Origin of the sequence: Dysgonomonas sp. GY617 (assembly GCF_015233815.1) — a bacterium.
Classification (GTDB): Bacteria; Bacteroidota; Bacteroidia; order Bacteroidales; family Dysgonomonadaceae; genus Dysgonomonas_A.
Genome location: NZ_JADCLR010000001.1, coordinates 720,866 through 733,827, shown reverse-complemented (window position 1 = coordinate 733,827; position 12,962 = coordinate 720,866). Strand labels below are relative to the sequence as shown.

The 12,962-nt window shown below is 34.8% G+C and carries 11 protein-coding genes; 5 read left to right on the top strand and 6 right to left on the bottom strand.

Going from position 1 to position 12,962, the window contains the following annotated elements; all coding sequences use genetic code 11:
• Positions 1 to 51: 51 nt before the first annotated feature.
• Positions 52 to 393: a MerR family transcriptional regulator gene (locus tag IR022_RS03140; protein ID WP_050710031.1), complete on the bottom strand. Its 342-nt coding sequence runs from the start codon at positions 391 to 393 to the stop codon at positions 52 to 54.
• A gap of 108 nt (positions 394 to 501) precedes the next feature.
• Positions 502 to 1,476 (bottom strand): M23 family metallopeptidase, encoded by a 975-nt coding sequence (locus tag IR022_RS03135; RefSeq protein WP_050710030.1) that lies wholly within the window; start codon positions 1,474 to 1,476, stop codon positions 502 to 504.
• 122 nt (positions 1,477 to 1,598) lie between these two features.
• On the opposite strand from IR022_RS03135, the gene alaS reads away from it, so the two are divergent.
• From alaS to IR022_RS03110, 5 genes are all read left to right on the top strand, one after another.
• On the top strand, positions 1,599 to 4,211 hold the full coding sequence (gene alaS / locus IR022_RS03130) for an alanine--tRNA ligase (RefSeq protein WP_194202659.1): 2,613 nt from the start codon (positions 1,599 to 1,601) through the stop codon (positions 4,209 to 4,211).
• Positions 4,212 to 4,393: 182 nt separating this feature from the next.
• On the top strand, positions 4,394 to 5,458 hold the full coding sequence (locus IR022_RS03125) for an acyltransferase (protein WP_194202556.1): 1,065 nt from the start codon (positions 4,394 to 4,396) through the stop codon (positions 5,456 to 5,458).
• 131 nt (positions 5,459 to 5,589) lie between these two features.
• Positions 5,590 to 6,177 carry a DUF1287 domain-containing protein gene (locus IR022_RS03120; protein ID WP_194202555.1) on the top strand — a complete coding sequence of 196 codons (588 nt, stop codon included), beginning with the start codon at positions 5,590 to 5,592 and terminating at the stop codon, positions 6,175 to 6,177.
• A 65-nt stretch (positions 6,178 to 6,242) separates the two neighbouring features.
• A complete protein-coding gene (locus IR022_RS03115) occupies positions 6,243 to 7,022 on the top strand; it encodes a C40 family peptidase (RefSeq protein ID WP_194202554.1) in 780 nt (259 codons plus the stop codon).
• A gap of 72 nt (positions 7,023 to 7,094) precedes the next feature.
• Positions 7,095 to 8,225 carry a hypothetical protein gene (locus tag IR022_RS03110; RefSeq protein WP_194202553.1) on the top strand — a complete coding sequence of 377 codons (1,131 nt, stop codon included), beginning with the start codon at positions 7,095 to 7,097 and terminating at the stop codon, positions 8,223 to 8,225.
• A 129-nt stretch (positions 8,226 to 8,354) separates the two neighbouring features.
• Here the strand turns inward: IR022_RS03110 and IR022_RS03105 are convergent, their stop codons facing one another.
• The 4 genes from IR022_RS03105 to IR022_RS03090 are packed head-to-tail and all read right to left on the bottom strand — an operon-like array spanning position 8,355 to position 12,952.
• Positions 8,355 to 10,031, bottom strand: a complete 1,677-nt coding sequence (locus tag IR022_RS03105) for a DUF6044 family protein (protein ID WP_194202552.1) — start codon at positions 10,029 to 10,031, stop codon at positions 8,355 to 8,357.
• Entirely contained in the window at positions 10,028 to 11,173 is a 1,146-nt protein-coding gene (gene rffA / locus IR022_RS03100) for a dTDP-4-amino-4,6-dideoxygalactose transaminase (protein ID WP_194202551.1), read from the bottom strand. Before rffA ends, IR022_RS03105 begins: the two co-directional genes overlap by 4 nt.
• Complete coding sequence (locus IR022_RS03095) at positions 11,170 to 12,036, bottom strand: methionyl-tRNA formyltransferase (RefSeq protein WP_194202550.1); 867 nt, start codon at positions 12,034 to 12,036, stop codon at positions 11,170 to 11,172. The genes rffA and IR022_RS03095 overlap by 4 nt, the downstream gene beginning before the upstream one ends.
• Positions 12,029 to 12,952, bottom strand: a complete 924-nt coding sequence (locus IR022_RS03090) for a glycosyltransferase family 2 protein (RefSeq protein ID WP_194202549.1) — start codon at positions 12,950 to 12,952, stop codon at positions 12,029 to 12,031. Before IR022_RS03090 ends, IR022_RS03095 begins: the two co-directional genes overlap by 8 nt.
• Positions 12,953 to 12,962 lie beyond the last annotated feature (10 nt).

Sequence of the window (12,962 nt, the reverse complement as noted above, 5' to 3'; positions counted from 1 at the left end):
TTTCCATTTCCACTGCTTACTTATATTATCATAAAAGGTGTAAAACCTTAACTATATACTCTCTAATCCCTCTTTCAAGTCATTTAGCTCTTTCTTTATATCTTCCAAACGGTGAATCAGATCTATACGGCGAGTTTCCTCATCCTTCTTCAATTTAAGCGTCTGGCGTGCCCCCTCCAAAGTTAACCCCTTATTTTTAACCAATGAATAAACCAATTCAATGGCTTCAATATCTTCCCGAGTGTACTGACGCACACCTCCCGGAGTTTTACGAGGTTTGATTTCCTTGAACTCGGTTTCCCAGAAACGAAGAAGCGATTCATTCACACCAAAGTGATTTGCTACCTCTTTTATGGTAAAATACAATTTCTTACTGTTACTAAAGTCTATCATACTCCAACAAACAAAATTAAGTATTGTGAAATATTTACTGCTGCATTTTACAGCTATCACTACTTATTGCAATTACGCTTACCAAAGTAATAAAAAAGATTTACAATCTTAATCCATTACCTGACCATGGTTAGCAGCAATCTGTAACATCTTATCATATTCTTCAGGAGTTAAGTCCATAAAGTAGTATTTCGCAGGGTTATCAGGCTTACCTTTCACATGTACCTCATAGTGTAAGTGAGGTCCTGTTGATTTACCCGTACTACCAATCTTACCAATAAGCTCACCACGTTTAACCTTCTGACCACGTTTAGCTACATACGAGCTCATATGACCATACAAAGTTTCGAAACCATAGCCGTGATCTATTATGATACAATTACCATAACCTTGACGCCACTCTGCCCAAGTAACAACTCCATCTCCCGTAGCATAAATATCTGTACCCTCCTTAGCCGTAAAGTCCATACCGGCGTGGAATCTCAGTGTACCATAAACAGGGTCGATACGAGTACCATAACCCGAAGCTACACGCGACAAATCTTTATTTGCAACAGGCTGTATGCTTGGTATGTGCTGCAAACGATCTTTTTGCTGTCTCGACAAATCGAGTATTTCATCAAAAGATTTCGACTGCACATATAATTGTTTCGATATTAAATCTATCTTCTTCGATGTTTGAACAATCAAGTCAGGATTCGATAATTCCATCAAATAATCATACCGCCCGATTCCTCCGGCAGTAGAATTACGTATAGCAGAAGCAATAGGCTCTGCATGGAATATAGCCCTATACATATTATCATCTCGTTGTTGGATATCCTTTAACACTTCGGATACATTATCCATTCTTTTGGACAATACATTATATTGTGTGCGTATCAGTCTATTCTCTTTCTTCAATTCCATTTCTTTAGGAGAATCCAGCACATAATACATTAAAGCCCAGAAACCTAAAGCTCCTAAGATTATTCCTCCCAAAAGATTACGAATGATAATAAATATTTTTTTTCCCAGGCTCGGATACACTCGCTCATAGGTCAGCGATTGCGGATTATATATATAAAATACCTTTTTTGCCATTCTTTAAGATCAAGTCACCTCAATTTTATTCGTTGAGATGGGCACAAAAGTAAAGTTTTTAGCTTATTTTTGCAAGCTATTATTTATTAAGAATCTGTAAAACAAAATACATAGTTATAAATATCATGACTTCTAAAGAAATCCGTAATTCGTTCAAAGAATTTTTTAGGTCTAAAGGACATCAAATTGTTTCTTCAGCCCCTATGGTGATTAAAGACGATCCCACATTGATGTTTACCAATGCCGGTATGAATCAATTTAAAGACATCATTCTGGGCAATACACCTATTAAATATCCAAGAGTGGCGGATTCTCAAAAATGTTTACGCGTAAGCGGAAAACATAATGACTTGGAAGAAGTAGGACACGACACGTATCACCATACAATGTTCGAAATGCTTGGTAACTGGTCATTTGGCGATTATTTCAAAGAAGAAGCTATTGCATGGGCATGGGAATATCTGACCGAAGTTTTAAAACTTGATAAAGAAAGACTATATGTAACCGTATTTGAGGGAGCACCCGAAGACGGACTTTCTCGCGATGATGAAGCAGCCGACTTCTGGCTTCAATATCTACCAAAAGAGAGAATCATTAACGGAAACAAAAAGGATAACTTCTGGGAAATGGGAGACACGGGTCCCTGTGGTCCTTGCTCAGAAATACACATAGATATACGTTCAGATGAAGAGCGTGCTAAAGTAGACGGAGCATTGTTAGTAAATAAAGATCCGGACGTTATCGAAATCTGGAACCTTGTTTTCATGCAATTCAACCGCAAAGCAGATAAGTCGCTTGAAGAGCTTCCTGCTAAAGTAATAGATACAGGTATGGGATTCGAGCGTCTTTGTATGGCTGTTCAAGGTAAAACGTCGAACTACGATACTGATGTATTCCAACCCCTAATCAAAGCTATTGGTGAATTAACTAATAGCACTTACGGAGAAGACGAGAAAAAGGACATAGCAATGCGTGTTATTGCCGACCACATTCGTACAATTGCTTTCTCTATTGCTGATGGACAATTACCGTCGAACGCAAAAGCTGGATACGTAATTCGTCGTATTCTTCGTCGTGCAGTTCGTTATGGCTACACATTCCTCAATCAGCAAAAAGCATTCATGTATAAGTTGATTCCTACCCTTATCGAATCGATGAGTGAGGCTTATCCTGAGCTATATCAGCAAAAGACCTTAATCATCAGAGATATACAGGAAGAAGAGGAATCTTTCCTACGTACTTTAGATACAGGTATAAAACTACTAGACAAGCAAATAGCTGAAACTAGAGCAAATAACTCAACAATATTAAAAGGTCTTGATGCCTTTACATTATACGACACATACGGATTCCCTCTTGATTTAACCGAGCTTATATTGCGCGAAAACAATATGAGTGTCGATGAAGAAGGATTTAAAGCCGAAATGCAGAAACAAAAAGACCGTGCACGTAATGCTGCGGCTGTAGAAACAGGCGATTGGATTATCATACGTGAAGGTGAGCCTGAATTTATCGGATACGATTATACTCAATGTGAAGCAGAAATACTTCGCTATCGCCAAATTAAACAAAAGAACAACGAATTTTACCAAATAGTGCTCGATCGCACTCCCTTCTATTCAGAAATGGGTGGACAGGTTGGCGATACCGGGTGGTTAATTGATGATGATGAAACAATCGAGATAATTGACACTAAGCGTGAAAACAATCTGGCTGAACACATCACCAAGAAATTACCTAAAGATGTTACGGCTCATTTTGTGGCTCGCATCAATACCGAAAGACGTACGGCTGTAGAATGTAACCATACTGCAACTCACCTTTTGCACGAAGGTTTGCGTGAGATATTAGGTACACATGTAGAACAAAAGGGATCTTTTGTATCACCATCAGTTCTAAGATTTGACTTCTCTCATTTCCAAAAACTCACAGATGAAGAGATTCGCAAAGTAGAACGCTTTGTAACTTCTAAGATAAGAGAAAACATCGCACTAAAAGAAGCTCGAAACATTCCAATCTCAGAAGCTCACTCAATGGGAGCGATGGCTCTGTTCGGTGAAAAATACGGTGACGAAGTTCGTGTAATACGTTTTGGTGATTCAGTTGAACTATGTGGTGGTACTCACATTTCATCAACCGGAAGAATCGGTTCTTTCCGCATTATCAACGAGAGTTCTATTGCAGCAGGAATAAGACGTATAGAAGCAATTACTGCCGAAGCATGCGAAGAGTATTTCTATGCTCAACAAGATATTATTGCAGAGCTAAAAGCTTTGATGCACAATGCTCCAAACTTGACTCAGGCATTCCAAAAATTCTTCAGCGAAAGTGCAGAAATGAGAAAACGCATCGAAGAGTTCATGAAAGAAAAAGCCGTTCAAGTAAAAGACTCTATCATCAAAAGCAGACAGATTGTTAACGGCATCGAAATATTCACATTGAGAGGACATTTCCCTGCTGAGATTGTAAAAGATATTGCATTCCAAATCAGAGGACAATTCCCCGAACACGCTGCATTCATTGGAGCAACCGACATAGACGATAAGCCTAATCTAACGTTTATGCTATCGGACGATCTTGTTGCACATGGCTTAAATGCATCAACAATAGTACGCGAAGCTGCCAAAAACATACAAGGTGGCGGTGGCGGTCAACCTCACTTTGCTACGGCAGGTGGCAAAAACTCGGATGGCTTAGCAAAAGCTGTGGACGAAATTCTGGAAAAGCTGAAGTAAGATAATCAAAGGATACATATTTTTTAGTATCCTTTGCTCTATTCTTAAAATATAACTTATATAGCTATTTTACTTAATAAAGGCTATAGAAGGTCTAAAACCTAAAAACGGTTCAATAATAGCTTATTATATATTGAACCGTTTTATTTTTTCATAACCCCACTAAAACTGGAGTAGATAATATGAATCGACAAACACTAACTAAAAAGCCTGAACGCGACTCCAACATTGAACTATTGCGTATAGTACTGATGGTGATGGTAATCTTACATCATTTGATAATCAAATGCGATCCTAGCAGTTGGAACAAAACTTTGCTGTTCACACTCGTAAATACTTTTGCAATAATAGCAGTCAATTGCTTTATATTTATTTCGGGATATTATGGTATAAAATTCAAACTCAAAAGTTTGATATCGTTTATATTTCAAGGAATGTTCTATTCTGTTGGAGCATACATCATTTACAACATATTATTATCCCCCGAAAACTTTTCACTTGTTGACTTAGTTAAGAGATTTTTTCCCTTAACATATCCTGTATGGTGGTTTCTAAATGCATTTGTAGGAGTATATATTTTATCACCCTTTATCAATAAAGGTATAGAAGCCCTAAAAGCTTATCAAACGGGAGCCCTTATTCTTATTTTGCTATATCTAAGTTGTAGCTATCCTATCACAGGGAACAACTTCTACGGAGGTGGTGGTTATGGACTCTTTACAATGTTACTAATTTATATAATTGCCCGTTATTGTGGCAAATATATACCATACATAAAAAGAGCAATCCCCATACATATATGTATCTACTTGCTAACATTTACATTGGTTATAGGTAGCATATTATTAGGAAAAGAAGATTTCGCATGGCGACTTATGTCTTACAATTCACCTTTAGTTATTTTAGGCGCAGTTTTCTTCTTTTACTGTTTCAAGAAACTTAAATTTAAAAGTCGGATCATCAATAAAATAGCTCCCCTTACCTTTGGGGTATATTTAATACATGAAACACCTGACAACAGATTTATTCTAAAGAATATTATACAACAAGTAAATAATGCTATAGATAACCCTATATTAATGTTTATAGCATTAATAGCAGTTGCAGTTATTGTATTTCTAATCTGTGCAGGTATCGAAAAAGTGCGACAACAGATATGCGATCCTATTATAGATTTCATGGATAAAAAAACATTTGGGCTGCAATCGAAACTTAAAATATCTCTCAATAAAGTAACCACACGATAACGAAACAAAGATATAAATCATTACAAAATAAGAGTCCGATGGAAACTATCCTTACGGACTCTTTCTATTGTCCAACATCAGCTTTTACATTATATTTGTCTTCGTGTTTACATATCCATTAAACCTCAAGAATGAAAATATTATTATTTGTAACTGTCTTTCTTTATACTCTCCTTCCTATTTCTGCACAAGAAAAGGATTTCTATGATCAATTATCAGATGCAACCATAGAATTAACTAGATCCAGAGTTACTTATGACCCCACATATTTTAGTATTCCTTACCCTAACGGAGATGTGCCTGCAAACAAAGGGGTATGTACCGATGTTGTAATAAGAGCGTATCGAAAAATGAATATCGATTTGCAGAAAGAAGTGCATGAAGACATGAAAGCTAATTTCAACAAATACCCCAGTCAAAAGAAATGGGGCTTAAAGAAAACAGATACTAATATTGATCATCGCCGAGTGTACAATCTCGAAACATTCTTCACTCGAAACGGTACAGTAAAGCCTATAACTACAAACCCTGAAGATTATCGAGCAGGAGATATTGTATCGTGGACTCTCGACAATGGGTTAGCACATATAGGAATAGTAGTAAACCGAAAATCGCAAGATGGAAAAAGACTCCTCATTGTACATAATATAGGTGGAGGTCAAGTAATAGAAGACCGTCTATTTGCGTGGAAAATTGTAGGTCATTACAGATACAAATAAGTAAACATAAAATACATTTTATTCAGACTAATGAATGTATCATTAAATACTCTAAGTTACTTAATATGAAATATGCAATTTATTTAAATACAGCCTTACCAATTCGATCAGAAGCCAGTGAAGCATCCGAAATGGTCACTCAATTATTATTTGGTGATACATGCGAGATACTTGAAGAATCGGACTCTTTTGTCAAAATTAGAAACAATGGAGATGGCTATCTTGGATGGGCTGACTCAAAATCTCTAACTGAGATTGATGAAGAAACTCATAAAAAGATAATAGATCATCCCGTATTTCGTACTTGCGTACCTATTACCGATATATTCTGCATGACAGATAAAACCATATACCGCTTATCAGCAGGCAGTCTCCTACCCCTTTACAATCCAGAAAAGAGTAGCTTTGAAATTAGTGGAAAAGTATTTCAAATTCACCCCACTTTTGTAACATACTTACCCGAAAGCAATAAAGACAACATTATTGAATCGGCCATGCTATTCGTTAATACACCTTACCTTTGGGGGGGCAAAAACATATTAGGAATAGACTGTTCGGGTTTAGTACAAACAGTATATGCCATGAATGGATTTGCATTGCCTCGTGATGCCAGTATGCAGGCTTTAGAAGGAGGAAGAGTAGATACTCTAGAAGAAGCACAACCTAATGACCTATTATTCTTCGAAAAAGAAGGACGTATAACTCATGTAGGGATATTTCTTGGAAACAATAAAATTATCCATGCATCGGGTAAAGTAAAAATAGAACAAGTTGATCAACAAGGTATTTACAACCACGAGACGACAAAGTATACGCATACACTCTCAACAATAAAACGAGTATAAACCCACTTTCAGTAAAAAATCTTATCTTTGCGACAAAGTCAAAAAGTAGTAATTTCTGATTATCCAAATAGAATGTCCGTAAGAATTGTACCAATAAACGATAAAGCTTCTAAAAAGAAATTTATCAAATTTCCTATACGTTTATACAAAGACTGTCCCTACTATGTACCATCCTTGGTATTAGACGAATTAGGTACATTAGATTCAGAAAAGAATCCTGCATTTGACTTCTGTGAGCAACAGTTATTCTTAGCTTATAAAGACAATAAGATTGTAGGACGTATTGCTGCAATCATCAATCACAGATCCAATGAAATATGGAACCAAAAGCATGCACGTTTTGGTTTTGTTGATTTTATTGATGATAACGAAGTAGTCGATGCACTCTTCTCAACTGCCGAAGAATGGGCACGCAACAAAGGCATGAACGCCATACAAGGTCCAATGGGTTTTACAGACCTAGATCACGAAGGGTTGCTAGTTTTCGGCTATGACAGAATATCTACAATGGCTACTACTTATAGCTACCCTTACTACAAGGATCAGATAGAACGTCTGGGATACGAAAAAGATGTAGACTGGCACGAGTTCTATATTCCCGTACCCGAGGCTGTACCCGAAAGACATCAACGCATAGCAAATATAATTGCTAATAAATATGGTCTTAAACTTCTCAAGTTTAAAAACCTAAAGCAGATAACACCTTATGTAGATAAACTATTTAATCTACTGAATGAGGCATATGCTCCGCTTTACGGATTTGTACCTTTGACTCAGAAGCAAATAGATTACTATGTAAAAATGTATGTTCCATTGCTAAGATGGGATATTGTTTCTCTTATCATAAAAGAAGATACTGACGAACTTGTTGCCTTTGGAATAGGAATGCCTAGCTTATCATTAGCACTGCAAAAAGCAGGTGGAAAATTATTCCCCACGGGTTGGTACTATTTACTTAAAGCTCTTAAATTTAAGAGTAATAAAGTCATTGATCTTTTACTAATCGGTATTGCCCCCGAATATCAAGGAAAAGGAGTAAATGCTATGATATTCAACGACTTCATACCTTCAGCTCACAAAAGTGGATTTCATTTTGCAGAAAGCAATCCCGAATTGGAACAAAACAACAAAGTATCAGCACTTTGGGATGGTTTTAATGCAGAACATCATAAAACAAGAAGGGCATTTACGAAAAAAATATAATAGCATATAAATCTGAAGGGTAAATTTTCAGAATAAGATATAGTCATAGAAAAGCCATTATTTCAAATAAAAGAACGGGGATATTATTTATAATATCCCCGTTCTTTATCTAAAGAAAGCCTAGTGAGCTTATAATACCTTATATAGATAAAGTTTCCAATACGAATCTTCGTGCTCGAAAGTACTCTCTAACCTAATTTCTCTATTATTTTCTACATTTATTTCTCTAGAAGAGATTATATATTCCCCACCCATTTCTTTTAATGCGCCATAATCAAAATCCAAATGCTCAATGACTGGCTCTCCCGAAATCAGATCTTGCATAGGATAATATAATACAGAACAAAAAGCATAGCATTTAGAACCCCAATTATGAAAGAAATTGTATAGCCCCATATTCTTTTTCAGTTCCGGTTCTATAACCTTTCCAAATTGGTGTTTATAAGATAAAGGGTAATTAGGGAAATACCCATCTAAAGTATAAAATCCATTAAACTGAGATATAGCAGGTTCTATACCTACACTTATTATTCGATAATCTTCTTTGTTTTTACCAATAAATTCACCTATTTCTTTAAATTGTGCTTCTGCATAATATTTACGAAATGAATAGTTTTTATTTTCATAAAGATTATATTCTTGATATTTAAGCAAAAATATAAACTGAAAAATAAAAACAATCATTATAAGAACTGTAGCAATCACTTTATTTTTAAAAAGACTATAGATATAAGACAACGAGATACCGAATAAAAGATACCAACACAGGGGTTGCAACCAATTGAATCGACGAATGTCTAAAGGAAAAATTAGCATCAATTTTTCTTTTAAAGCAGAATCCCATCCTAAATAAGCAAACCAAGCCGAACTTACTACTATATATATAACCAAACCTAAGAACTTTCTATTTGGCACCTTATTCTTCAACATAAAGAAGAATGCAATAACAATAGCTGGTATCAAAAAATAAGTTTGTAAACTAATCGCATGATTGGAGCCTAATGTTTCATCTCCATGAAGTAATAATCGTCGAAAGACAGTCATAAAACCAGCTTGACCCGTCTTAAGTTCCACCCTTTGAGATACAAAGCCCGAATCATAAAAGAAAGACCAAAACAATGGTAAATGGCTAATTATGTATATAATAAGTAAAAATATAATCCCAAAACTAAACGGATAATTAATCTTCTTAGTTCTTACTAAATCAGCTATCCACAAAAAGGTAAGAACAATAAAAAGAAAAAACCCAACTAAGACCAAGGATGAATAAAATCCATACAAAACTAAAATCAACCAATTAGTAACGTTCACCTCTCTGTTACGAAGATTCATGAACGCATATAAAACAATAGGCAACCCTGATATTGAAGCCATAAAAGACCAAAACGGAAGTAAACTGAACAACACAGCCACCCCTATAGGTATAAAAGAGGGTGTTGTATCACTAAGAAAATGCTTTTTAAGCAAAAGAAACATTCCTAGAAAACCGATTAAAGCCATTAAGTATTTATTAAATACATAGCCCCAGAATATTCCAAAAAAATCAAAGAAAAGTAAACTCAAATCATAAGTACCCCAAACGCAAGAATGTGGTATACCATTCATTACCTGCTCAACGATAGCAGCAGGAGATAAAAAAAAGCCACCCGACTCCAATATAATCTTAACCCAGACAATATTTGAATCCATATTATCATGAAGACGAAGGTGTACATCCTCACCCAAATATACATATGGTAAGAAAACCAGAGTTATTAATACTAAAGAAAATAGTATAAGATTTCGCTCTTTAAGAAAAACTCTCATTTCAAACTTTCTTTTATAAATTGCGATATCTTACCGATATCTGAATCGCTTAATTCATAATATAACGGTAACCTCATTAATGTATCAGTATATCTATCACTTTCAGGTAATATACGCCCGTCATGCTTCTCTGAATAAAAAGGGCTAGAATGCAGACTCAGGTAATGAAAAACACTCAAGATATTTTTAGATTTAAGATATTCTATAATTCCTGAACGTTGCTCTAAATTTTCACAAACTAAATAAAACATATGTGCATTATTCATATGAGCAGGAATCTCAGGTATCCCTATCCCTACTGTTTTTGCAAAAACATTAAGACTTTCAAAGTAAGAACTCCAAAGAAACTTTCTTCTCTTTTGTATATCATCTAAATTTTCTAATTGCGCCCATAAAAACGCAGCAATTATTTCAGATGGAAGAAAAGAACTACCATGATCAACCCATCCATATTTATCGGTCTCCCCTCTAAAAAAAGCAGACCTATTTGTACCTTTCTCCCAGATTATTTCAGACCTATTCTCAAACTGCTTATCATTTATAACCAGCATACCTCCTTCTCCTGATATTATATTTTTTGTTTCATGAAAAGAAAATGCAGATAAATGGCCAATAGACCCAAGAGGCTTTGTCTCTCCATTTTTAAATGTATAATAATTATCTATTGCTTGTGCAGCATCTTCAATTACAAATAAATTATATTTATTTGCTAATGTCATAATCTTATCCATGTCGCACCCCACCCCAGCATAATGCACGGGAACAATAGCCTTTGTTTTTGATGTGATAAGTTCTTCTATACTATCTGCATCTATGTTAGGATTGTTTGCCAGTGAATCAGCAAATACAATCTTAGCGCCCCTTAGAACAAAAGCATTGGCTGTACTTACAAATGTATAAGATGGCATAATTATTTCATCACCTGGTTGCGTATCAATAAGAATTGCAGCCATCTCAAGTGCATCTGTACAAGATGTTGTCAGTAAGCACTTATTAAATCCATATCGTTCTTCGAAAAAAGTCTGACATTTCTTTGTAAAAAAACCATTACCTGATATTTTCCCAGATTTTACAGCAGATTCGATATACTCGGTTTCTTTCCCCGTTAAATAAGGCTTATTAAATGGAATATTATAATTCATAATGTAAATCTAAGTCTGAATAGTGTACTATAATCAAATAGTGTACTATCATCCCTATATAAAGTTTTTATTAGCAATAAACCTTTACCGCATACAATAGTTAATCCTCTTTTATCTTTAAATATAACCTTACCTGGCATCCTGTTTTCAATAAATACATCTTCTACAATTTCTGAATCTAATATTTTTAAAATAGAACCATTTACCCTAGTTTTTGCACCAGTATAAGGATAACTTACAGAATCAATAAATCGTTTAATCTTCATTGAGTCCCAACTCCAATTTATAAAATAATCATCCTCGTCACGCCAGAGGCTATAGGTTGCCTTAGACTCATCTTGATTATAAGAGTTTATTGCCTTACCATCTTGAATCTTAGATAAAAATATTATCATCAATTTAAGATATAACTCCGACACTAATTTAATAGCTTGATCTATTTTTAATGGATACTTTACCACTACCTGCTCTTGCCCTAAAATAGCACCTTTATCGTACCCTTCTTCCCCAAATAAGCAAGTAACTCCAATATGCTCATCACCATTGATTAGTGCACTTACCAGAGGATTAAAGCCTCTATATCGAGGTAATAAAGAATCGTGGAAAACGACCAATTGAGTATCAGTAGGCATAAGCCAACGCCAACCAATTAATATAATATATTTAGATTCACATTTAGGCTCTTCGTTTCTATTATAATACCGGATATTATTGCTTTTACATAAATTGACAACCTCATCATAGTAATCATTCTCAACATTCACATCTTTACCTATTACAACTTCGTCTATAATAGGATAAAACTGTTTTATATTTAAGAGTACATAATACCCTTTATATCCTAGGGTGTTTATTCTAATCATAATTAAGTCTATGCGACACTACATAAATAGGTCTATTCTTTACTTCACCAAAAGTTTTACCAATATAAAGCCCAATTACTCCTAATATAAAAATTATAATACCTGATAAAAACCAAATAGATATAATCAAACTAGTATATCCTAAAACAGTTATATCTCCACACAACCATTGTATAAAAGTGTATAAAGTTGCTATGATTGACAATATGGAGATGATAAAACCTAATTTTATAGTCAAACGAATAGGCTTGTCTGAGTATGCTAATACTATATCTAATGCCAAGTTTAACAATCGGCTCAAATTATATGTAGTCTGCCCTTCATATCTAGAACTATGATCTACCCTTATCTTAGCTTTATTAAATCCAATCCAATTTATCATTGTCGGAAAATATCTTATTGACTCTTTCATAGAGCGAACAACATCAATCGCTTTCTTGTTATAAATGCCAAAATTTGCAACACCTTTATCCTGATGACTCCCTGTTAAATATGATAATACTTTATAAAACAAAGCTGAAGTCATTCTCTTAAAGAAAGAATCTTGTCTTTCAAAACGTTCAGCTAAAACAATATCATACCCTTCTTGAGCCTTAGCATATAACTTTACAATCTCCTCTGGTTGATCTTGTAAATCACAATCCATAACAACAATCCAATCCCCTGACACATGATCAAGACCTGCAGTTATAGCATAATGCTGTCCAAAATTACGACTCAATTTTACACCTATAATTTTTTTATTATTTCTCGCCATTTCTTCTATAACTCCCCAAGAATTATCTGGACCACAATCTTCGACTAAGATAATCTCATAATCAGACGTTATTGACGAAACACTTTTTTCAATCCGACTTACTAATATTGGTAATATTTTCTCAGCCCTGTAAACTGGACTGACAATTGAGATTTTCATTCTAACTACT

Coding starts and splice junctions, on each gene's coding strand:
- IR022_RS03140 (WP_050710031.1), bottom strand. CDS start 393: ATGATAGACTTTAGTAACAGTAAGAAATTGTATTTTACCATAAAAGAG.
- rffA (WP_194202551.1), bottom strand. CDS start 11,173: ATGAATTATAATATTCCATTTAATAAGCCTTATTTAACGGGGAAAGAA.
- IR022_RS03105 (WP_194202552.1), bottom strand. CDS start 10,031: ATGAGAGTTTTTCTTAAAGAGCGAAATCTTATACTATTTTCTTTAGTA.
- IR022_RS03110 (WP_194202553.1), top strand. CDS start 7,095: ATGTCCGTAAGAATTGTACCAATAAACGATAAAGCTTCTAAAAAGAAA.
- IR022_RS03090 (WP_194202549.1), bottom strand. CDS start 12,952: ATGAAAATCTCAATTGTCAGTCCAGTTTACAGGGCTGAGAAAATATTA.
- IR022_RS03095 (WP_194202550.1), bottom strand. CDS start 12,036: ATGATTAGAATAAACACCCTAGGATATAAAGGGTATTATGTACTCTTA.
- IR022_RS03115 (WP_194202554.1), top strand. CDS start 6,243: ATGAAATATGCAATTTATTTAAATACAGCCTTACCAATTCGATCAGAA.
- IR022_RS03120 (WP_194202555.1), top strand. CDS start 5,590: ATGAAAATATTATTATTTGTAACTGTCTTTCTTTATACTCTCCTTCCT.
- IR022_RS03125 (WP_194202556.1), top strand. CDS start 4,394: ATGAATCGACAAACACTAACTAAAAAGCCTGAACGCGACTCCAACATT.
- IR022_RS03135 (WP_050710030.1), bottom strand. CDS start 1,476: ATGGCAAAAAAGGTATTTTATATATATAATCCGCAATCGCTGACCTAT.